Source organism: Pseudomonas sp. Irchel 3H3 (assembly GCF_900187635.1).
Classification (GTDB): Bacteria; Pseudomonadota; Gammaproteobacteria; order Pseudomonadales; family Pseudomonadaceae; genus Aquipseudomonas.
Genome location: NZ_FYEC01000018.1, coordinates 16,591 through 35,628 on the forward strand (window position 1 = coordinate 16,591; position 19,038 = coordinate 35,628).

Annotated in this window: 25 protein-coding genes; 23 read left to right on the plus strand and 2 right to left on the minus strand. The window is 58.8% G+C overall.

Features of this window, described 5'->3' with window-relative positions:
* Positions 1-129 precede the first annotated feature (129 nt).
* From CKW24_RS18740 to CKW24_RS18755, 4 genes are all read left to right on the plus strand, one after another.
* Entirely contained in the window at positions 130-618 is a 489-nt protein-coding gene (locus CKW24_RS18740) for a phage regulatory CII family protein (RefSeq protein ID WP_095169650.1), read from the plus strand.
* On the plus strand, positions 611-817 hold the full coding sequence (locus CKW24_RS18745; RefSeq protein WP_095169651.1) for a TraR/DksA C4-type zinc finger protein: 207 nt from the start codon (positions 611-613) through the stop codon (positions 815-817). Before CKW24_RS18740 ends, CKW24_RS18745 begins: the two co-directional genes overlap by 8 nt.
* On the plus strand, positions 814-3,510 hold the full coding sequence (locus CKW24_RS18750; RefSeq protein ID WP_095169652.1) for a bifunctional DNA primase/polymerase: 2,697 nt from the start codon (positions 814-816) through the stop codon (positions 3,508-3,510). Before CKW24_RS18745 ends, CKW24_RS18750 begins: the two co-directional genes overlap by 4 nt.
* Positions 3,511-3,838: 328 nt before the next feature.
* Complete coding sequence (locus CKW24_RS18755; protein ID WP_095169653.1) at positions 3,839-4,327, plus strand: hypothetical protein; 489 nt, start codon at positions 3,839-3,841, stop codon at positions 4,325-4,327.
* A gap of 300 nt (positions 4,328-4,627) precedes the next feature.
* Here CKW24_RS18755 and CKW24_RS18760 read toward each other — a convergent pair whose 3' ends face one another.
* The gene (locus tag CKW24_RS18760) at positions 4,628-4,924 is read right to left on the minus strand and encodes a hypothetical protein (RefSeq protein WP_095169654.1); all 297 of its coding nucleotides are present in this window, start codon (positions 4,922-4,924) and stop codon (positions 4,628-4,630) included.
* A 188-nt stretch (positions 4,925-5,112) separates the two neighbouring features.
* Here CKW24_RS18760 and CKW24_RS18765 point away from each other — a divergent pair, with 188 nt between their 5' ends.
* The 4 genes from CKW24_RS18765 (at position 5,113) to CKW24_RS18780 (ending at position 8,848) form a co-directional block, all read left to right on the plus strand.
* Complete coding sequence (locus CKW24_RS18765; RefSeq protein ID WP_095169655.1) at positions 5,113-5,457, plus strand: phage holin family protein; 345 nt, start codon at positions 5,113-5,115, stop codon at positions 5,455-5,457.
* Positions 5,458-5,492: 35 nt separating this feature from the next.
* Complete coding sequence (locus CKW24_RS18770; RefSeq protein WP_095169656.1) at positions 5,493-5,993, plus strand: hypothetical protein; 501 nt, start codon at positions 5,493-5,495, stop codon at positions 5,991-5,993.
* A gap of 233 nt (positions 5,994-6,226) precedes the next feature.
* Complete coding sequence (locus CKW24_RS18775) at positions 6,227-6,835, plus strand: terminase small subunit (protein WP_095169657.1); 609 nt, start codon at positions 6,227-6,229, stop codon at positions 6,833-6,835.
* Positions 6,836-6,838: 3 nt separating this feature from the next.
* Positions 6,839-8,848: a phage terminase large subunit family protein gene (locus tag CKW24_RS18780; RefSeq protein ID WP_095169658.1), complete on the plus strand. Its 2,010-nt coding sequence runs from the start codon at positions 6,839-6,841 to the stop codon at positions 8,846-8,848.
* Between the two features lie 4 nt (positions 8,849-8,852).
* On the opposite strand, the gene CKW24_RS18785 is transcribed toward CKW24_RS18780, so the two are convergent.
* Entirely contained in the window at positions 8,853-9,290 is a 438-nt protein-coding gene (locus CKW24_RS18785; RefSeq protein WP_095169659.1) for a hypothetical protein, read from the minus strand.
* Between CKW24_RS18785 and CKW24_RS18790 the strand changes: the two genes are divergently transcribed.
* The 15 genes from CKW24_RS18790 to CKW24_RS18860 all read left to right on the plus strand — a co-directional run bounded on the left by CKW24_RS18790 (position 9,289) and on the right by CKW24_RS18860 (position 19,036).
* Positions 9,289-9,540, plus strand: coding sequence for a hypothetical protein (locus CKW24_RS18790; protein WP_095169660.1), 252 nt, complete (start codon positions 9,289-9,291; stop codon positions 9,538-9,540). The genes CKW24_RS18785 and CKW24_RS18790 overlap by 2 nt on opposite strands.
* Positions 9,541-9,585: 45 nt before the next feature.
* Positions 9,586-9,792, plus strand: coding sequence for a phage head-tail joining protein (locus CKW24_RS18795; protein WP_095169661.1), 207 nt, complete (start codon positions 9,586-9,588; stop codon positions 9,790-9,792).
* Complete coding sequence (locus CKW24_RS18800) at positions 9,792-11,273, plus strand: phage portal protein (protein WP_095169662.1); 1,482 nt, start codon at positions 9,792-9,794, stop codon at positions 11,271-11,273. The genes CKW24_RS18795 and CKW24_RS18800 overlap by 1 nt, the downstream gene beginning before the upstream one ends.
* A complete protein-coding gene (locus CKW24_RS18805) occupies positions 11,270-12,421 on the plus strand; it encodes a head maturation protease, ClpP-related (RefSeq protein WP_095169663.1) in 1,152 nt (383 codons plus the stop codon). Before CKW24_RS18800 ends, CKW24_RS18805 begins: the two co-directional genes overlap by 4 nt.
* Positions 12,418-12,762, plus strand: a complete 345-nt coding sequence (locus CKW24_RS18810; protein ID WP_095169664.1) for a head decoration protein — start codon at positions 12,418-12,420, stop codon at positions 12,760-12,762. Before CKW24_RS18805 ends, CKW24_RS18810 begins: the two co-directional genes overlap by 4 nt.
* Before the next feature lie 62 nt (positions 12,763-12,824).
* Complete coding sequence (locus CKW24_RS18815; protein WP_095169665.1) at positions 12,825-13,820, plus strand: major capsid protein; 996 nt, start codon at positions 12,825-12,827, stop codon at positions 13,818-13,820.
* A 2-nt stretch (positions 13,821-13,822) separates the two neighbouring features.
* Complete coding sequence (locus CKW24_RS18820; protein ID WP_095169666.1) at positions 13,823-14,137, plus strand: hypothetical protein; 315 nt, start codon at positions 13,823-13,825, stop codon at positions 14,135-14,137.
* On the plus strand, positions 14,134-14,796 hold the full coding sequence (locus CKW24_RS18825) for a hypothetical protein (RefSeq protein WP_095169667.1): 663 nt from the start codon (positions 14,134-14,136) through the stop codon (positions 14,794-14,796). Before CKW24_RS18820 ends, CKW24_RS18825 begins: the two co-directional genes overlap by 4 nt.
* The gene (locus tag CKW24_RS18830; protein ID WP_095169668.1) at positions 14,789-15,319 is read left to right on the plus strand and encodes a hypothetical protein; all 531 of its coding nucleotides are present in this window, start codon (positions 14,789-14,791) and stop codon (positions 15,317-15,319) included. The genes CKW24_RS18825 and CKW24_RS18830 overlap by 8 nt, the downstream gene beginning before the upstream one ends.
* On the plus strand, positions 15,316-15,897 hold the full coding sequence (locus CKW24_RS18835) for a phage baseplate assembly protein V (protein WP_095169669.1): 582 nt from the start codon (positions 15,316-15,318) through the stop codon (positions 15,895-15,897). The genes CKW24_RS18830 and CKW24_RS18835 overlap by 4 nt, the downstream gene beginning before the upstream one ends.
* 41 nt (positions 15,898-15,938) lie before the next feature.
* A complete protein-coding gene (locus CKW24_RS18840; RefSeq protein ID WP_095169670.1) occupies positions 15,939-16,148 on the plus strand; it encodes a hypothetical protein in 210 nt (69 codons plus the stop codon).
* Positions 16,149-16,150: 2 nt separating this feature from the next.
* The gene (locus tag CKW24_RS18845) at positions 16,151-16,477 is read left to right on the plus strand and encodes a GPW/gp25 family protein (protein WP_095169671.1); all 327 of its coding nucleotides are present in this window, start codon (positions 16,151-16,153) and stop codon (positions 16,475-16,477) included.
* Positions 16,474-17,454, plus strand: a complete 981-nt coding sequence (locus CKW24_RS18850; protein WP_095169672.1) for a baseplate J/gp47 family protein — start codon at positions 16,474-16,476, stop codon at positions 17,452-17,454. The genes CKW24_RS18845 and CKW24_RS18850 overlap by 4 nt, the downstream gene beginning before the upstream one ends.
* Positions 17,451-18,176 carry a phage tail protein I gene (locus CKW24_RS18855; RefSeq protein WP_095169673.1) on the plus strand — a complete coding sequence of 242 codons (726 nt, stop codon included), beginning with the start codon at positions 17,451-17,453 and terminating at the stop codon, positions 18,174-18,176. The genes CKW24_RS18850 and CKW24_RS18855 overlap by 4 nt, the downstream gene beginning before the upstream one ends.
* The gene (locus CKW24_RS18860; protein ID WP_095169674.1) at positions 18,173-19,036 is read left to right on the plus strand and encodes a phage tail protein; all 864 of its coding nucleotides are present in this window, start codon (positions 18,173-18,175) and stop codon (positions 19,034-19,036) included. Before CKW24_RS18855 ends, CKW24_RS18860 begins: the two co-directional genes overlap by 4 nt.
* Positions 19,037-19,038 lie beyond the last annotated feature (2 nt).

Below are 19,038 nucleotides of genomic sequence, written 5' to 3' on the forward strand. Positions count from 1 at the left end.
GACTGGGGCCTCTCACCAAAGATCCCCCAGTCCGGCTACGACGATCTACAGCACATGCACATCGGTCGTGGTCGTAGGATAGGGTTTGCCCTGGACTATGGCTAGACCGTAAACAGGGGATTTACGGTTATGAGTCGAACAGATCTTTTGCCGGACGCCGGTCCGGTCCTTCCACTGCGACAGGCGATTTATCGCGCTGGTCGTGACTACAAGGGCGGTATTACCGCCCTTGCCTTTGACATGGTGTTGGACAACGACACCCTTCAGAAGAAGCTCAAACTCGATGAAGAGCGCCGCTGGCTCAATCCTGATGAACTCGAGGAGTTAATTAGGCTCACTGTCGATTCGCGCTTGCTTGACGCGCTAATGCGGCCGGCAGGCGCCGTCTGGTATCGCCCGGTACCGGTGCCGGCAACTCGGGATGCCCTGAAGGCCGTCGGTAAGTTGCTCGGCGAAACTGGTGAATTCGTTGCCGCGATGCACGATGGTGCTGCTGACAACGTGTGGGAGTTTCACGAAGTCCTCGATCTTGAAAAGCAGGGAATGGACGTGATCCGCGAAGTTCTCGGCATCATGGCGGGTGCTCGTCAGGCGATGGAGGATCGTGCTCATGGCTGATGAAATCGATCGCGCCAACGACCAAGCGCAGTACCTACTCGATGTCGCGCTTCAGCGCAGTCGCCTTGTGCCATCCAGCCGCGCCAGCGCTGAGTTCTGCGCGGATTGCGACGATCCCATCCCGTTGCTTCGACAGCAGGCGATTGCCGGTTGCCAAACCTGCGTCGATTGTCAGGGGTTGCGGGAGGCTCGGCGATGACTGAACCGGCCAAAGGAATAGCCATCGCTACATGGGCAAAGCGTTACATCAACACCTTCGACCTCGCCTTGGTCCCCATTGAACCAGGTGAAAAAGCCCCAAAGGGCTTGGGGTGGAACAAACCCGGCGGTTACATCACTGATGCCGCCACCGCTGAAGCATTCTGGCAACGAAATCCTAATCACAACCTCGGCGTCGTGCTTGGGCCGAGCCGTGTCTGTTCGCTGGACGTCGATGACGTTCGGTGGACGCGGCACGTGTTGTATGAGCTGCTGGGTGTCGATTTGGATGCCATGGTGTTGGTGTATCCGACGATTGTTGGTAACCCTGCGCGGTACCGGGTCGTGTTCGAAGTGCCTGAAGGCATTGAGCTGACCCGGCACTCACTTTCCTGGCCGAATGAAAAAGATCCTGACGGTTCGATTCACAAAGGCCTGATGGATAAAGCCAAGACTGCTCAAGAGCGGGGCGATGTTGTCGGAGAAGCTGCGGTACGCGCGGTGGCTGAAGAGTACAAACGCTTCACAGTGTTCGAGCTGCGCGCTGGCCTGGTACAGGACGTGTTTCCGCCTTCGATTCATCCGGGTACGGGCAAGCCTTACACCTGGAGAACCCCGCCCAACGCTGCGGACGGTTTGCCAATGCTCACCAAAGAGTTGCTTTCAGTCTGGAAAAACTGGGATTTCTTCAAGCGCGATGCTGAAGCGGCGTGCCCATGGGCGATCAAACCTACTGCGCCGCAGGCCAAGGCTGTCAAGCGGACAGAGGCTGTAATGGGTCAGCGCCCGTCGGTGATCGATGAGTTCAACCGTTGCCACGACATCGAGGAGCTGCTGCATGCTCACGGCTACATCAAACGGGGTAGCAAGTGGCTTTACCCGCAGAGCAGCACTGGCCTGCCAGGTGTGACTATCGCTGACGGCAAGGTCTATTCGCACCACGGTGCCGATCCGCTCGCAAACGGTCATCAGAACGATGCCTTCGAGGTGTTCTGTTTACTTGAGCACGGTGGCGATCAGTCGAAGGCGGTGAAGGATGCTGCGCGGATGTTGGGTATGCAGCGTTCATCGCGGCCTGATCGACGGGATCTTCCCCCGACCCCATCCGGTGATGTGAGCGAGCCGCGCTGTGCGAACGACGACATCGGCGAGGCCGCTCCGGCTCCTGACGGGGGGGCGGGGGAGGCGCTGACGCTTGAACAGTTGCTTCGTCGTTTTGCGCTGGTCGAGGGCACCACACAAGTGTGGGACTGCGACCAGTCTAGGGTGATGAAGAAGGCCGCATTTGAAGCGCGGGTGGGCAAGCCTCTCGCCAAAGCGTGGCTGGATGACACGGACAAACGGTTGATTGCAGATGATCACGTCCGCGACATCGAGCAAGCGCGGCGGATGGCGAGCAAGAAGGGCGGAGCGCTGGGTATGCCACCGACTGACCGTTATGTGTACATCGACGGGACCAAGGATGTTTGGGATCGGGAGAAAAAGCGGCGTATTGCCGAAGGCGCGGTGAAGATGGCACTCGGCGACACCTATCCGCTGTGGCTCAACAGTGGTGAGCGGCGCACAGTGGATGTCGAACATATCGTGTTTGATCCGACCATGAGCAAAGACCCTGCGGTGTACATCAATACCTTTGATGGTCTGCCGCTCGAACCGATCCGGGATGACGAAGCCTGCGCCAATCTTCGGTGGCTGATTTCCTTCTTGTGTAACCACGACGAAGCGGCAGCCCAATGGCTGATCCGCTGGCTGGCGTACCCGTTACAGCACCTGGGCGCCAAGATGGACACCGCCGTACTGATGCACTCGATCATGGAGGGCTCGGGCAAAAGCCTGCTGTTCGCCGATGCGCTGGGCATGCTGTATGGCCAGTACGCTGCCACAGTTGGCCAGACGCAGTTGGAGAGCAACTTCAACGCCTGGCAAAGTCGCAAGTTGTGGTCGGTGTTCGAAGAGGTTGTGAGCCGCGATCAGCGATACAACCAGGTGGGCAAGATCAAGCACTTGATCACCGGCAAAACGGTGCGGATGGAATCGAAGTTCATCAACGGTTGGGAGGAAGCCAACCATATGAACGCGGTGTTCCTGAGCAACGAAATCTTGCCGTGGCCAATCAGCGAAAGTGACCGGCGGATGCTGGTGATGTGGCCGATGGATACTTTGCCGGTCGAGCGGCAAAAGGCGATTGGTAGAGAGTTGGAGCAGGGCGGTGTCGCCGCACTGTACGGCTGGTTGTTGTCAGTCGATCTGGGTGACTTCAACCAGAGGACGCGACCGCCCTCGACCGAGGCTCGTGAACGCTTGGTGGCCTTGAGTCGGGCCGGGTGGCAGACGTTCTTGCATCTGTGGAAGTACAGCGAGTTGGGCCACGGACTTTGGGGGCCATGTCTGTCAACCGACCTTTATTCGCTGTTCCTCGAATGGTGCCAGCGCAATAAAGAGCATGTGATGAGTCAGACGAAGTTCTCGCTGTTCATCAGCTCCGAGGTTGACAAGACGCGTGCCATTCCCTGGACCGATGGCAACAACCGGCGCTTTGGCGCGTTCTTCTTTCCCGTTGATCAGGACGCTTCCCCGCCCCCATCACTGAAGGCGGCCGAGCTGGGCAAGCAGGTCGAAAACTGGCGGGCCAAAGCGAAGCTTGCGGGTTGGCATGTGGACGGCTGGGACCACATCAAGGCGGCTGCCGCATGACTACAACTAAAAGTGTGTTGGGTGTGTCGGGTATGTGTTGGGTTGATTTCAGATACCCCACACAGACTGGAGCCTTATTTTTCGGCGGTTTGCCGGCTTTGCGTCGGGTGTGTTGGGTTTCGCTACGCGTACGCGCATGCGTGACGTTAGATGTTCGATTTCTGATGGCTGATTACTTTCTTCATGCGAGAACAGAAATACCCAACAAACCCAGCACACTCAACACAACTGGTTTAAAGCTATTGATTTATATGGTTTTTGTTTGTGTTGGGTTTGTGTTGAGTAGCGTGTTTTTTGTGTCGGGTTCGGTTTTCAGGGGAGTGGGGCGATGATCGAGGAAGTTGAGGTGTTGATGCAGCATTGGGGGGCTCAGCACGGCCAGGTTGGCGACGGTGGCGGCTTGGGCAGCCCGATGGCGACGATCATGCGGTATGGCGGTTGCGCCCCCCGTGGTACTCCTGGGTCGCGAGATCTGATGATGTCGACCGGTGGTGGTATGGACCATGTCAGCACTGAGGTTGCCGCTGCTGTTGCGCAGCTTGAACGGCAATCTGAGAAGGGCGCTCAGTTGGCCCTGTTGGCTCGCAACCGATACTTGGCCCAGCCCCCGATGACCGTGCGCGAGCAGCTTCGATTGTTGCAGCTCGCCGAGGACGCCGACCGGACCTACAGGAACTGGGTACATCGTCTACATCAGCAGGTTCTATTGATACTGACCGTGCGCAGCGCAACAACACGTGGGCGGGACCGCCGAAGCGGGACAGTGGAGACCAACTACACGCGGGTCTCAATGAGCAGGCGCATACGAGTTTGCTAATTGCCACTCGTCGGGGTGGTTTACGTCAAACCTGCGTCAAAGTTGCGTCAAAGTTGCGTCGAGTCAAGCAACCGAAAATGACCCCTTTTCGGTTTTTCCAGACAGGGGTAAAAAGTCACCACGATATGAAATTTGCGCCTTGGCGCTGACCTCGCACGTGCTGTGCACTTCGTCCCGGCCCTGTTCGGGACATTGAAAACCCTGCCGACCCCGGCGGGGTTTTCTTTTTCGGGGATCCCTTGGTTTTGATCTGGCAGCCAGGAATTCAACCTCGAAGGCAGCCAGATCCGGCCTGAACCTTTACAGATCAGCAACCTCTTTGCTCAATTGCTTGATCACGACGCTAAGCATTTCAGGAAAGGTTTCATCGTAGAACCTTGACTCTGTCTTAAACGGGTGCATTGCGGGCTTGTTGATTCCGAACTTCTCGCCAGTACTGGTTAGCTTCTTGAATGACTTCATCGCGCCACTACCTGTAGTGCTCGCATATTCGAAATTTTCCGCATGCCCGGTTTTTAGCAGGGCATTCATGATGGTGCTGGCGTCAAATGAAACACCGTGTTCGGCGATAAGTGATTTCAGAGGTTTTGCTTGCATGGTGTATTCCTTTAGAGATACCGATCTGGTTACCCGACGGAGGTTTGCAACAGAGGTTCGGGTAAGAGATGTACACGGCGAATTGCATATGGCCTCCAAGCCGTTCTCGATGACTGCAGTTCGACACTATCACTGCAGAACCTTCTTGCCCATTGCCACTATAAGAGCCACCCAATGGATATGAACGAATGACAAATGAACAGCAAGCCTTGGCAGAGATGCCGATTTGGTTAGTGATCGTCCTGGCGTTGGTCGGCGGCGTTTCGGGTGAGATGTGGCGCGCCGACAAAGACGGAGCGCGCGGTTGGGTTCTGTTGCGTCGCCTGGCGCTACGGTCCGGTGCCTGCATTGTCTGCGGCGTGTCAGCAATGATGTTGATGATTGCGGCGGGTATGTCGATCTGGACGGCGGGCAGCTTGGGTTGCCTGACCGCGATGGCCGGCGCCGATGTTGCCATCGGCCTCTACGAGCGTTGGGCTGCCAAGCGGCTGGGTGTCAGCGAAGTGTCCGCCGAATCAAATCGCTCTGAATAGCGCTCACCAGCCACACATTAAGCAGGTCTTCTGAAATGAATGAATCCAGGCAGCAGCAGATGCTTGCAGGGCAATCTTCTATTGCTCAAAAAGTCTTTGGTTATGTACCCATTCGATCATCTTGGAGCGCTAGGGATATTCACGGTGCCGTCCTAGCTGCCAGCGCCAGTGGCGCCTCGGCCTATGCCATACGCCGCGCACTTGGTGAGCTTAAAGATGCCGGGCTTATCAGGGAACCAGTGGGCGGAAGGTTTCAGCGTGATCCAGTAACTCCAAAACCTAAGAAGGAACAGGCCGTGACTCTGACAGCCAAGCAGGCCGTTGTATCGATCAAATCACCTGAGGGCGCACTGGATGTTTTAGCGATTCTCTCGGGCGAGGTGGTGAGCCTGTCTGATGAGTTCAGCAAACGCATGAAGGCGTTGGCTGGCCGTATCGAAGAGGTAGCCCTGACGGTTGAGGTTGAACGCGAAAGCAATGCCGAAGCTATTGTGAAAGCCAGGCGCTTGCAAGAGGCGCTTCGTGAGTTTGCGTAATTGCGACCCGGGCCATCAAGTGCTCTCGTGCTAGCGAGGTGTCGCCATCTTTGGCAAGCAGAGTGGCGCACCGTTCCGGGACGCCGAAAATCGCGGGGGACCCTGTGGGTATTCGATGGGTACGGGGTAGGAAACCCGCGGGAAATCATTAGCCGCAGGGCTGACAGCTTATTGAAATTCAATCCATTGAAATTGAAAGGCTTGTATTGAAAAGCCGTTGAAAAGGAGGGTTTGTGACAGACCCCATCTTTCTGTCGAAGAGCGCCTTTGCGGCCCACATCGGCAAGGCGCCGAGCTACATCACCTGGCTTAAAAAGAACAATCGGTTGGTCCTGTCGGCGGATGAAAGGCAGGTCAATGTTGACGCGACCATCGAGCTGATCCGCGAAACAGCCGATCCCACGAAGACCGCCGTCGCGACTCGGCATCATGAGGCCCGAGTGCAGCGCGACGTGATTAGCCAATTGTCACCACTGGTCGAATCCACGCCGCATATGGCTGCGCCGCAGCCCGCCATCGGCCCGGCTGGCAAACAACCCGACTTCCAAAAGGCTCGTGCCCACCGCGAGTACTACCTGGCGCAGTTGGCCGAGGCTGAATTCCACAAGGTTCAGGGTTCGCAGGTCGAGCTGGAGGCAGTAAAAGCCGGCGCATACAGTGCAGGTCGCCTGTTGCGGGATCAATTGCTGGGAATGCCGCCGCAATTGGCACCGGAGTTGGCTGCCATGACCGACCCTTGGGAAATAGAACGCCGTTTGACTGCTGCCATCCGCGCCTCGCTGGAGGATGCTGAGCGCATGTCCTCGGCTGACCTGGTTCACGCCCTCAACAACAAGAGTTAACCAATGCACACGGAAATTCCGAACGGTGCTGAGGTTTACCGCGAAGCGTATTTCCGTGGGCTACGGCCCGACCCTTCACTGTGGGTCGATCAGTGGGCTGACGAGTACATGCGTATCCCGCGTGACGCCGGCGCCGCAGAACCCGGCCAATACCGCACCTCGCGTACACCTTATGCCCGCGAGCCCATGCGCTGTTTGTCACCGGCTCACCCCTGTAAACGCGTGGTCACGATGGTTGCCTCGCAGTTGATGAAGACCCAGATCGCATTGAACTGGATCGGCGGGCTGATTCACATGGTGCCATCCAACATCCTGACCCTGTTGCCCAGCCTGAGTTTGGCCAAGCGGGTGTCATCTCGGATCGGCAAGACCATCAGCGCTACACCTGTCTTACGTGATCGCGTCGCGGCCAACCGTTCCCGTGGCCCGCGCAACACGATGGACACCAAAGAGTTTGAAGGAGGCTCGCTTTACATCACCACCGCGGGCTCTGCGGCTAACCTTGCCGAGCTGTCGGCACGCTACATCTACGGCGATGAGATTGATCGTTGGGATGTGGATGTGGGAGAAGAGGGCGACCCTATCGAGCTGGCCGAAACCCGGGGCAGTACGTTTGGGCGTAACGCCAAGTTTTACTTCTCCAGCTCACCCACGATCAAGGGCGCATCGCGTATCGCTGACCTGTTTGAGTCCAGCGATCAGCGTTACTACTACGTGCCCTGTCCGCATTGCGGCCACATGCAAATTCTTGAATGGGAAAACTTGCTCTACTCAGCTGACTTCAGCGTGGTGCATTACAAGTGCGCCGCGTCTGGGCTGGATTGCGACGTGTTGATTGAGGAGCACTATAAGGGCCAAATGCTGGCCCAGGGCGAATGGCGATCACATGCACCGGGTGATGGCGAAACCATCGGCTTTCACCTTAATGCCCTCTATTCCCCACTTGGCTGGACGGATTGGCGTTCATTGGCCAAGCAGTTTGAAAAAGCCAAGAAGGCGCAAAACCGGGGCGACCTTGAACCTATGCAGGTGTTTTACAACACCCGCTTGGCCAAGGTCTGGGACAGCGCTCAAGAGCAGACCAAAGCTGAAGTCTTGAAAGAGCGCGCCCGCCGCGAGACCTATGGTCTCGGCTCAATGCCACAACGCGTGCTCATGCTTACCGCATCGGTCGATGTTCAGGCCAACCGCCTGGAACTGATGGTGATGGGTTGGGGCGTTGGCATGGAACGCTGGGTGATCGATTTCCAGGTGATCTGGGGCGACCCAGCGGACGATCGCACCTGGTCCGTGCTCGATGACAAACTCAAGGTGCGCTACCCGCATCCGTGCGGCGTCGGGCTTGGTATTCTGGCTACTGCCGTCGACTCTGGTGGTCACCACACGGACGAGGTGTATCAGTTCTGCCGCCTTCGCCGGTGGCGCAATATTTTTGCCATCAAGGGCGCGAGCAAGCCGGGCAAGCCGGTTATCGCGCAACGCCCATCAATGGTCGATGTAACCTGGAAGGGCCAAACCGAACGCAACGGCGCCGAGCTGTGGTTTGTAGGTACCGACACCGCTAAGGACTGGATCTACAACCGTTATCCGTTTGAGGACGGCCCCGGTGCACTGCACTTTGCCAACGACCTGCCGGATGACTTCTTCGACCAGTGCGTGGCCGAGCGCAAGGTCGCGCGTTACGTCAAAGGTTACAAACGAATCGAATGGGTCAAAGGCAAAGCCGAGCGCAACGAAGCACTCGACTTGATGGTGTACAACCTAGCAATGGCGCACTACCTCGGCCTGAACCGTTACAAGGAACACGACTGGGAGCGGGTACGACAGTCGCTGGCGCAGGCCGGTTTGTTCGATGAAAAGGTTGTCGCCGCCGAGCGTGTCATGGTCACCGAAGAAAAAACCGAGACTCCACAACCGATGCAACAACCCATTACTCCAGTCGCGCAACCGCACCCAGTGGCATCACCACCGCAACGCCGCAGCTCTAGTAGCGGTTACTTGAAGAGGCGATGACCGGTCAAGAAAGGCCGATAACTGGGCCTATGTATTTTGTCCCAAACGCGATCAGTTCGGAGACCGTTGTGCGCAAGGTTTCTTTTCCTCCTTCCTTTGCAGCTGCACTAATGCTTTCTCCGAAAGAAGAGCCCTTATCCAAGCTGCTTGGAGAAGCTTTTAGGACTTCGAGTCCGGCCGCAGTAAGGACCACATCCTGTGCGTAGTACTGGGTGCAGTCTTTGAATGTTAGGTAGCCGGAGGATTCTAACCAACGAACAGTGGCGATGAAGAACTCTGCTTTCTCGTTAGGGATGTCTGCGCACATGAAGTCGCACCAGCGTGTTGCCGGCTCGACGAAATCTTTAGGGATAAGAGATACCGGAACTGGGAACTTGCCATAAAGCTCAGCCAGAACAAGCCCGGTGATCTCATTGAATTGGTCAATATTGGAGACAGCCATGTCAGAAAACTCCGAGGAAAAAGCGCAACACGCGCAAAAGGTTAAAGCCGCCGCCGAACTCCAGCAGGAATTACGTCGGGTAGTTGCTGATCAGCTCACGGGACAGATGGACTGGGTACGCGCCCGGACCTATTGGCGCATGCGCTTGCCGGATATTCCATCAGAGGAACTGGCTGATGCACTGACCCATGTCTTGGCCGGAGGCAGCTTTCGGCAGGAGATCCAGTCGCGAAACCAGAATTTCGTCTGACGGTACTCATATCCCACCGGCAGAATCTCTTTAGAGTACCCGCTTATGTCCTTTACCCAAAAGCACCTCGACGCCGTCGAGGGGGCTATCGCTCGCGGTGAAAAAACCGTGCGTTATGGTGACCGCACCGTGGAGTACCGATCAATCGACGAGCTGCTCAAGGCCCGCGACGAGATCCGCACCTCTCTGGTCAACTCGGCCGGACCACGCTCTCGCGTGGTTCGGCTGTACCACGGAGGCAAAGGACTCTGATGGCCAGACATTATCCGACGCTGACCCGTAACGGGTTCTTGCTGCCGTCGAACATCAAGGCCAGTTACGAAGGCGCCGGGGAGGGCCGTCGGTCTACTGGCTGGGATGCCCCCGACAACGGGATCAACAGCATCAACACACCGGCATTGCGTAACTTGCGTTCCCGCTCCCGGGCGGCGGTTCGAAACGACCCGTATGCGTTCAACGTTATCGACAAGCGCGTCAGCAATCTGATCGGGACTGGCATTAACCCTCGGCCGAAAACCGATGACGATGCATTACGCAAAGTGTTGCAGGAACTCTGGGAGGACTGGGTCGACGAGTCGGACGCCGATGAGCGCACCGACTTCTACGGCCAGCAGGCGTTGATCGCTCGCACAGTCGAAACCTCGGGTGAGTGTTTTGTCCGGTTGCGACCACGCGGCTTGGATGAAGGGCTCGCGGTGCCCTTGCAACTCCAGGTGCTGGCACCGGAGTTCGTGCCGCATGACAAGTTCGAGACCACCAAAACCGGCAACTTCATCCGTGCCGGGATTGAGTTCACTCCGGGTGGCAAGCGGGTGGCGTACTGGATGTACCTGGCGCACCCGCGAGATGCGTCGTCGCTGAATGCCGGTTACAACCAATTGGTGCGGGTGCCTGCAGCCCAGGTATTGCATATCTTCGAACCAGTCGAGCCCGGCCAGTTGCGCGGCGTTCCGCGATTGTCGCCTGTGTTGAAACGCCTGCGCAGTCTCGACAACTACGACGACGCCGTATTGTTTCGCCAAGAGGTGGCCAATCTGTTTGCCGGTTTCATCAGTCGCCCGGCACCGGATTCCGGACAGACGCCCAGAGATCCGGTTACCGGCCAATTGCTGAGCACCGACCGCGATGGCTTTACGCCGATGGTCGCGTTGGAGCCCGGCACCATGCAGGAGCTGGGTCCAGGTGAAGAGGTCGAGTTCTCCAAGCCCCCGGATGCGGGCAACAACTATCCGGACTTTATGCGGCAACAGTTGATGGCTGCGGCTGCCGGCACCGGGACTCCCTACGAGATCCTTACCGGCGACATGCGCGAGGTCAACGACCGGGCGTTGCGGGTAGTGCTCAACGAATTTCGGCGCCGGTTGGAGCAACTGCAATTCAGCGTGTACGTGCACCAGTTATGTCGCCCAGTTCGCGCCGCGTGGATGGACATGGCGGTGCTGTCGGGTGTCCTGGTGCTGGACGGTTACGCACAACGTCGCCGCGAATACCTGCGCACGCGTTGGGTGCCGCAAGGCTGGGCCTACATTCAGCCGGTGCAGGACGTACAGGCGCGCCGGATGGAAGTGCAAGCTGGCTTCGCCTCGCGCAGCGAGATGGTCTTGCGCACCGGCTACGACGCCGAAACGGTCGACGCGGAAAACGCGGCGGATCTCGCCAGAGCCACGGGCCTTGGCCTCAATTACACCACTCTCGACGCCGTCGTTTCCCTCGACGACAAGGAGCAACCATGAGCAAAAAAGCGCTCCCGCGCATCTACGACAAGGCCGGCAAGCGTGTGCCGGTCCAGGACAAAAGCTGGTACGCCGTGCAAGCCAGTGGCGAAGCCGAACAACGCACCATCGAAGTCTTTGTGTATGGCGAGATCGGTTACTGGGGCGTCACGGCCAATCAGTTCGTGCTGGATCTGCAGGCGATGGACGACGGTGTGTCGCCAGTCATCGTCGCCTTCAACAGCATCGGCGGTGACTTGTTCGACGGCCTGGCCATTCACAACGCGCTGTTGCGTCTCGGCGAGCGTTGCACTGGTCGTGTTGATGCCTTGGCGGCCAGTGCGGCCAGCGTGGCGGTCTGCGGCGCGCACCGGGTCGTGATCGCGGCCAACGCCATGCTGATGATTCACAACCCCTGGACCTACGCCTCGGGCGATGCCGAAGACTTCCGCAAGGTGGCCCAGGTGCTGGACCAAACCATGGAAGCGATTATCGCTGCCTACAAGTCCAAGGCTCCGGACATCGACGAAGCCGAGCTACGGCGGATGGTTGATGCTGAAACCTGGCTCACCGCCAATGAAGCGGTGGCACTGGGCCTGGCCGATGAGGTGGGCGAGGGCGTGAAGGTCAAGGCCTGCCTGGGCCAGGGTGGGGTGTTACAGCGCTACCAGCATGCCCCGGCTGATCTGCTGGCCCAGCTCGACGAACCACCGGAGTCAGATCCTGAATTGGAGCCTGTCGACCCACCGGCGCTGCCCGTCGTCGACTCGGCCAAGCTGGCGCTGATGATCACCCAGCGTTGTGCTGAGGGTGGCATCAGCAACCTGATTGAACCGCTACTCAGTTCGACCAAGCTTGAAAGCGAGTCCATCGTCCTGGCCGGGTTGACCCGCGCCAAGGCCGTGCACGATCTCTGTGTCGCGGCACGGTTGCCGGAGTTCAGCGCCGAGTACGTCGCGGCGGGGCTGGACGCACCGGCGGTCCGCGCGCGTCTGTTCGACAAGATCGTCGGCAGTGGCAAGGGCTTCGAAATCGACAACAGCCTGCCACTGGATAACGACCCACCGTCGAAGGTGCAGGCCAAGCAAATCGATCAGCCTTCGATCTGGTCGGCCCGGCAAGCCGCGCATTCCGGCAAACCCCAATCTGCTACAGGAGCAAGAACATGACCATTCAACGCGAGCCCATGCATGCAGGCGAGTTTCTCCTGTCCGAAGCAGCCGGGACTATTTCCCGCGAGGCCATCAACGTCGCGGCCGGTCCCGCACTGGAGCCGGGGCAGATCCTTGGCCTGGTCAGCGCCACCAGCGAGTTTGCCCCGTATAACCCGACCGCTGAAGACGGTAGCGAGAATGCGTTGGCCATTCTTTATGGCCCGTTGGGCGAGTCGGATGTGGTGCGTCGTGGCCGCGCTGTGGTGCGTTTGGCTGAAGTCAGCGAGGTGCACCTTACTGGTTTGGATCCTGCGGCTGAAAAGGCCCTGGCGACTCACTTTCTGATCGTCCGCTAAGACGACCACCCTGATTATCGAACCCGCCGAGTGCGGGTTTTTTGTCTTCTGGAGATTGATTTATGGCTGATATTCAAATTTTTAACGATGACGCGTTCTCAGTGTCTTCGCTGACCGCCGCCATCAACGAACAAGAATACCTGCCGGGTCGCATCAGCAGCCTCGGCCTGTTCCAGGAAGAGGGCATCACCACCCTGACCGTACAGATCGAAAAGGACGGCGACACCCTGGCCCTGGTGCCGGCGGGTGAGCGTGGTACTTCCGGTCTGGTGGTGGCTGGCACCAAGCGCAACCTGATTCCGTTCAACACCGTGCACCTGCCTCAGCGCTTTGCGATCAAGGCTGATGAGATCCAGGGTATTAGAGCTTTCGGCACTCGCTCTGAGTTGCAGTCCGTCCAGGACGTCGTTAATAAACGCCTGGCTAAGTGCCGCCGCCAACTCGATGTCACACATGAGTTCCAGCGCATGGGCGCGTTGAATGGCCAGATTCTTGATGCCGATGGCAAGACGGTTTTGCTGGACCTTTACAAGACCTTCGGCGTGACCCGTAAGAGGCTGTCGATGGGGTTGAATAACCCTGACACCGATTTTCGGGTCAAGTGCGGTGAAGCACTTGATATGCAGGAGGATGCGTTGGGTAGCATCACCAGCAGCGGCTCACGTGCTTTTTGCGGAAAGAACTTCTGGAACCAACTCCTCAAAAACGAGAAGGTCAAAGAGACTTATCTCAATACACAGCAGGCGGCCGCACTGCGCGGTGATGCTCGCGAAAGCTTCGAGTTTGGCGGCATCGTCTGGGAACGTTATCGCGGGAAGATCGCGGGTGTGGCATTCGTTCATGACGACAAGGCACTGCTGATTCCTGAAGGTGTACCTGACCTCTATATTTCGGTGTTTGCACCGGCTGACTACATGGAGACAGTCAACACCGAGGGTGTTCCGTACTACAGCAAGATCGAGCCGCTGCCGTTCAACAAGGGCATGGCCGGTGAAGCCCAGTCCAACCCCCTTCACCTGTGCACTCGGCCCCTCGCGCAGATCCTGCTGGAGCTCTGAGTATGGCCTTTCGCGACCTGATCGACGACATCGACGACGTGGTGTTTGAAGTTCTGGGTGATACGGCATACATCAATGACAAGGAGGTGCTAGGGATGTTCTCGGCACCTTGGCTGCAGCCGAAGCTAGGCCGGATCAACACCGGGTTGCGCGAGCCGCACCTGGTGATCCGCGTGGTGGACTCGGATGGTGTGCGGGAGCGTCAGCAGGTGCGTATCGACTTGCCTGTTCATGATGGTGGTGGTCACTACACCCTGGTTCGGGTTGAACCTGGTGGTGACGGTCTGGTGACCTTGGTACTGAGGAAGAATCCATGAGTGTTGGCAGCTACGTTAAGCAATCAGCCAAGAGCGGCATGATCACCCTGCAGGCCGATCGGTCTGACCTGAAGGCCTTCACCGATTTTGCGGCATTGGTGCCAAAGGCGTTAGCAGCAGCTCAACGTCGAGCCATCAACAAGACATTGCGCTGGCTGCGCACCCAGATTGCCCGTGCGGTTAGTCGGCAGGAGCGCATTGCGGTCACTGCGGTACGGCAGCGTTTGCGTGCTTATCCGGCCAGCAGTAACGGCCAGGGCAAGCTGTGGTTTGGCATCAACCCGATAGAGGCCAGCCGGGCAGGTCGACCTCGGCAGACTCGAGCAGGTGTGTCGGTGGCAGGACGACGCTACCAAGGGGCGTTCTTCAAGAAGGTCTACGGTGGTCAGCCCGATATCTGGATTCGCACGGCCAGCAAGCACTTCGATGCAAGCAATTACCCGGAAAGCGACGTATCCGGTGGCAGTGGTCGCCGCTCAGGTTGGATCTCGGAAAACGACAGTCGCTTCCCGCTGGCCAAGGCGAAGATTTCGCTGGATGACGTTCGTCCGCACTTCGAGGAATGGACCAATCGTGCTCATCAGCGGTTGCTGGTAGTGATGGAGCAAGAGTTGAACTTTGAACTGCAGAAGTACTTGCGGAGAACAGGCAATGGTTGATGACCCAATTCCCCTCGGTCAGGTTTATGCCGCGATTGAACAGCACATCAGGGACGCGATCCCTGGACTCGCTTATGTCGGGACCATGCCGGATGGGATCGAGGTGGTGCCGCCTCCGGCAGTAGTGCTTGAGCTGGCCGGATTCGAAAACGCAGACAAGGATCCAGGCACAGGCGAAACCGCAGTTGAGGCTCGCTTCGAGGCTCGTGTGATCGTTGCAGCCGAAGAAGAAAACTGCCTGCATGTGGCGGCTTTTGTCGCGGCTCAACTGGCGGTGCTGCTGCGTATGCAGTCGTGGGGCTTGGCCGTTGAGTTTGCCGAGTTCGTGCGCGCAGAGCGAGATTGGAGCCGACCCGAACTGGATAGTTACGCGGTTTGGGTGGTTGAGTGGACTCAGGTCATTTATCTCGGTCAGGAGGAGTGGCCGTGGTCGGAGGGCACTGGCCAGTTGGTGGTCGCTTTTGATCCGGACACTGGCCCGGGTAGCGAGCACCATTACCAGCCCCCAGAGGCCCTGGCGTGAGCTACGCGACCGCCGAGCATGATCGCATGCTGGCTGGTCTGGTGATCCCCTGCCGCGTTGTCGCGGTGGATCTGGTGGCTGCCAGGGTGCGGGTATCCGATGGCGGCGCTTGGGTTAGTGCCTGGATTCGCTGGCATGCCCTGGCCGCCGGCAAGGCCCGCCACTGGCGTGCGCCGAGCCTGCATGAGCAGGGTGCGTTAATTAGTCCAAGTGGTGACCCCGCCCAGGGAACGTTTGTTCCTGGGTTGTATGGCGATGCCGGCGCGCAACCGGACAATCGCGATCATGTTGAGGTGTGGCGCTTCGATGATGGCGGCTCGTTGGTCTACGACTGGGCGGCCCATAGCTACACCATCACGCTGCCCAGCGGCACGGTGGCGGTCAAAGTCGGCGGTACCGAAGTGGTGGCGACTGACAGCGCGATCACCGCCAAGACGACTACCGCCACGGTAGAGGCGGCCCACATCGACCTGAAAGGGGCGGTATTGATTGACGGTCTGTTACGCGTCACGGGCGATATTTTCGGCGGTGGACGCATCATCGACACTGCAGGCAATACGCCAAATCACAAGCACTGACAGCCCGCCCTTGCGGGCTTTGTCTTTTCTGGAGAACCCCTATGAGTACCAAGAAACCCGCTGCGCCTGGTGCGCCGGCGGACGTGACCTTTGCTGACAGTCTCTACGCCTCGCGCTCGCTCTTTCTTGCGAGCGGCGAGGGGCTGCGTGAGTTCAAGGTTGTGGGCCACCGCGTGACGATCCAGGACGACGACGCCGAAGCGCTGGAGTACCTGATCAACCATGCCGAGCTCCAGATTCTGGAAGGCTAGCCATGATTGGCCTGGACCGTCGAACCGGACAGCCAGTCACCGGCCTTGATCATTTGCGGCAGTCGATTGAGGACATTTTGACTACCCCAATCGGCAGCCGGCGCATGCGGCCGGAATACGGCAGCAAGTTACGCCGTTACGTCGACTTGCCGGTTAGCGAGGGTTGGAAAAGCGCTGTTCAGGCTGAGGTCGCTCGCGCCCTAGGCCGCTGGGAGCCGCGTTTGAAGCTGGAGCGGGTGCGTGTGACAGCCGTTGTTGGCGGTCAGATCAGCCTGGAGTTAACCGGCGAATACCTGGGCAATGCTGCCGTAGTGGAGGTAAGCGCATGATCGATCTTTCTTTGCTTCCCCCGCCCGATGTAGTGGAAACGCTGGAATTTGAGACGCTGTATCAGCAGATCCTCGGCGACTTCCGTGCGCACATGGGTGACCAGTGGACGGCGGTTTTGGAGTCTGATCCGGTGGTCAAGCTGCTGGAGGTGGCGGCCTATCAAAAAATGCTCGGCCGCGCCCGGATCAATGCGGCGGCCAAGGCCAGCTTGCTGGCTTATGCCCGGGGTGCCGATCTGGACAACCGAGGGGCCGACTTCGATGTACAGCGCTTGGTCTTGGTTCCCGCTGATCCTGACTCGGTGCCGCCGGTGTCGGCGGTCATGGAAAAAGACGATGACTATCTGTACCGCATACGGCTTTCCCTAGAGCGCCTTTCAGTGGCCGGTGGCCGTGGTGCATATGAGTACCACGCGTTAACGGCTTCTGCCGACGTGGCCAGCGTGTCGGTGGATTCTCCGACCTTCAAAGCGGCGGAAATCAGCGCTGATGTCCGGGCTTTGTTGCCGGCCGGGGCCATCGTTCTGGTGTGCGATTACGCGGCCGGCTTGAGCAATCCGCTACCGGGTGACGTGTCGTTGTCTGTGCTGCCGATTGTCGGCAGTGCGGCTGATCCGACGGCTCTAGTGGCAGCGGTGCAAAAGTCAGTCTCCAACGAGGATGTTAGGCCCATCACCGACAGGCCTCGGAGCTTGCTCGGGCAACCGGATGAGTATCGTGTAATTGCCAAGCTCGAGGTTCTTGATGGTCCTTCGCTGCCGATAGTGGTGGCTGCCGCTAAAGCCAAGTTGGCGGCAGTCATTGCGGCGGCCCGGGATCTGGAAGGGGAGTTGTCCTTGTCCGCCATCTACGGAGCTCTACACGCCTCGGGTGTGCGGCGGGTATTGCTTGAATCGCCTACGGCCGACGTGATGAGCGACAAGCGACATTACCCGAGCTGTATCGGCATCGACGTTAGGGGGGTGGTTGTCTCATGAGCCAGCTACTGCCCCATAACAGCACCCCGTTGGAGAGGGCGCTTGCCAACGCCTGTGACTTGGGGGTCGACCCCGAGATTATTCGCGGGGTGGCTGATTCGGCGCGCTGCCCGGTCGACTTCCTGCCATGGCTCGCTTGGGCCATGTCAGTGCAAGGCTGGGAGGCCGCCGATACGGAGGTGCAGCAACGTGCGCTGATTCGCCAGTCGATCCCGATTCACAAGACCAAGGGCACGGTCGGCGCAATCCGGCGGGTGTTGAAGGCTGTCGGGGTGACAGCGGATTACAAGGAATGGACGCAAATACCGGGAGCTGTGCCGTACAGCTTTGAGCTGATCGCCTGGGCGAATGACAACCGCCCGGGTGAGGGTTCGATTCTTTCCCCGCAACTGTTCCAGCGCATCAAGGCCCTGGTCGACGCCACCAAGAACGAGCGCAGCCATTACACGTTACTGCTGGGGGCCCGGTTCGATAACACGCTGGGGGTGGCCAACGCGACCCAGGGGCAAGTTGTGGTTCGCGGTAGTCAGGAGCCTTTGCTGTTGCAGCCAGATACGGCTGTTCAGGCGCTTGGGGTGGCCAGCGTGGTCGATGTGTGCGGGGTCAGCCGGTACAGCGCAGACCTTCAAGGAGTGCCAGCAGCTACAGAACAGAGCCTTGCGATGGCCAACGCGGCACAAACCCTAATCGTTGTCAGGGGCACTATGGAGGCCGTTTTATGAGTGAGCTACAACCCGTTATTACCAAGGCCGGTTTGTCCGCAGTTTGGCGCAAGGACAAAACAGGGCTGGCCGCGCAAATCACCCACGTCGTGATCGGAACTGCAGGCTATACGCCGGCTAACACGCAGACGGCTTTGCGCAATCAGGTGGCGGTTTACCCCATTTCTGACGGGGAAACCCTGAGTTCCACCCTGCTGCATGTCACGGCGGTGGCGGATGGTCCGCAAGCGATTTGGGTGCGAGAGATTGGCTATTTGCTGTCTGACGGCACCTTGTTTGCGGTCTGGTCGCACGCAACCGACGTGTTGGCCTACAAACCGGCCGGGAACAAGTTGCTGTTGGCTTACGACCTGTCGTTAACCGCGCTGCCGCCTGACAGCGTCACGATCACCTCAACCGGCGCGGGCCTGAACCTGGCGCTGTCGGAAGAGTTGGCCGCCCTGGCGACGGCCAGCATCGCGGAAATGCTGCGCGGGCTGGAACAGCAGGACGTGGTCGAAAGCCAGGCCGAGCTGCACCAACTGGAAGGCGGCCAGATTGCCAACCTGATGGACCGCATGCGTAAAGCCGAGGCGCGCCAGGATAGCGACTACGCCGGGTTTGCGGAGCAGGCCGCCGCGCAGGCCTCCGCCGGCATCGCGGACATGTTGCGTGGTGCGGCGCAGCAAGACCTGATCGAAGAGCAAGCAAAGCAGCACGAGCTGGAAGGTCGGCAGATTGCCAGCCTGACGAGTCGCATGCGTCAGGCCGAAGCGCGGCAGGCAGGCGACTACGAAGGGCTGTTGACGGCTATCGCGGCTAACGCGATGGCGGTTGTCAGCTTGCAACATCAATTTTCAAAAGCAACTTACGGAGCGTAAGC

What these genes read in the sequence shown, in the direction of transcription:
- CKW24_RS18745 (WP_095169651.1), top strand. Translation starts at nt 611, where the DNA reads ATGGCTGATGAAATCGATCGCGCCAACGACCAAGCGCAGTACCTACTC.
- CKW24_RS18765 (WP_095169655.1), top strand. Translation starts at nt 5,113, where the DNA reads ATGACAAATGAACAGCAAGCCTTGGCAGAGATGCCGATTTGGTTAGTG.
- CKW24_RS18830 (WP_095169668.1), top strand. Translation starts at nt 14,789, where the DNA reads ATGGTTGATGACCCAATTCCCCTCGGTCAGGTTTATGCCGCGATTGAA.
- CKW24_RS18815 (WP_095169665.1), top strand. Translation starts at nt 12,825, where the DNA reads ATGGCTGATATTCAAATTTTTAACGATGACGCGTTCTCAGTGTCTTCG.
- CKW24_RS18820 (WP_095169666.1), top strand. Translation starts at nt 13,823, where the DNA reads ATGGCCTTTCGCGACCTGATCGACGACATCGACGACGTGGTGTTTGAA.
- CKW24_RS18795 (WP_095169661.1), top strand. Translation starts at nt 9,586, where the DNA reads ATGTCCTTTACCCAAAAGCACCTCGACGCCGTCGAGGGGGCTATCGCT.
- CKW24_RS18860 (WP_095169674.1), top strand. Translation starts at nt 18,173, where the DNA reads ATGAGTGAGCTACAACCCGTTATTACCAAGGCCGGTTTGTCCGCAGTT.
- CKW24_RS18810 (WP_095169664.1), top strand. Translation starts at nt 12,418, where the DNA reads ATGACCATTCAACGCGAGCCCATGCATGCAGGCGAGTTTCTCCTGTCC.
- CKW24_RS18805 (WP_095169663.1), top strand. Translation starts at nt 11,270, where the DNA reads ATGAGCAAAAAAGCGCTCCCGCGCATCTACGACAAGGCCGGCAAGCGT.
- CKW24_RS18785 (WP_095169659.1), bottom strand. Translation starts at nt 9,290, where the DNA reads ATGGCTGTCTCCAATATTGACCAATTCAATGAGATCACCGGGCTTGTT.
- CKW24_RS18850 (WP_095169672.1), top strand. Translation starts at nt 16,474, where the DNA reads ATGATCGATCTTTCTTTGCTTCCCCCGCCCGATGTAGTGGAAACGCTG.
- CKW24_RS18800 (WP_095169662.1), top strand. Translation starts at nt 9,792, where the DNA reads ATGGCCAGACATTATCCGACGCTGACCCGTAACGGGTTCTTGCTGCCG.
- CKW24_RS18770 (WP_095169656.1), top strand. Translation starts at nt 5,493, where the DNA reads ATGAATGAATCCAGGCAGCAGCAGATGCTTGCAGGGCAATCTTCTATT.
- CKW24_RS18845 (WP_095169671.1), top strand. Translation starts at nt 16,151, where the DNA reads ATGATTGGCCTGGACCGTCGAACCGGACAGCCAGTCACCGGCCTTGAT.
- CKW24_RS18740 (WP_095169650.1), top strand. Translation starts at nt 130, where the DNA reads ATGAGTCGAACAGATCTTTTGCCGGACGCCGGTCCGGTCCTTCCACTG.
- CKW24_RS18840 (WP_095169670.1), top strand. Translation starts at nt 15,939, where the DNA reads ATGAGTACCAAGAAACCCGCTGCGCCTGGTGCGCCGGCGGACGTGACC.
- CKW24_RS18755 (WP_095169653.1), top strand. Translation starts at nt 3,839, where the DNA reads ATGATCGAGGAAGTTGAGGTGTTGATGCAGCATTGGGGGGCTCAGCAC.
- CKW24_RS18780 (WP_095169658.1), top strand. Translation starts at nt 6,839, where the DNA reads ATGCACACGGAAATTCCGAACGGTGCTGAGGTTTACCGCGAAGCGTAT.
- CKW24_RS18825 (WP_095169667.1), top strand. Translation starts at nt 14,134, where the DNA reads ATGAGTGTTGGCAGCTACGTTAAGCAATCAGCCAAGAGCGGCATGATC.
- CKW24_RS18855 (WP_095169673.1), top strand. Translation starts at nt 17,451, where the DNA reads ATGAGCCAGCTACTGCCCCATAACAGCACCCCGTTGGAGAGGGCGCTT.
- CKW24_RS18750 (WP_095169652.1), top strand. Translation starts at nt 814, where the DNA reads ATGACTGAACCGGCCAAAGGAATAGCCATCGCTACATGGGCAAAGCGT.
- CKW24_RS18790 (WP_095169660.1), top strand. Translation starts at nt 9,289, where the DNA reads ATGTCAGAAAACTCCGAGGAAAAAGCGCAACACGCGCAAAAGGTTAAA.
- CKW24_RS18760 (WP_095169654.1), bottom strand. Translation starts at nt 4,924, where the DNA reads ATGCAAGCAAAACCTCTGAAATCACTTATCGCCGAACACGGTGTTTCA.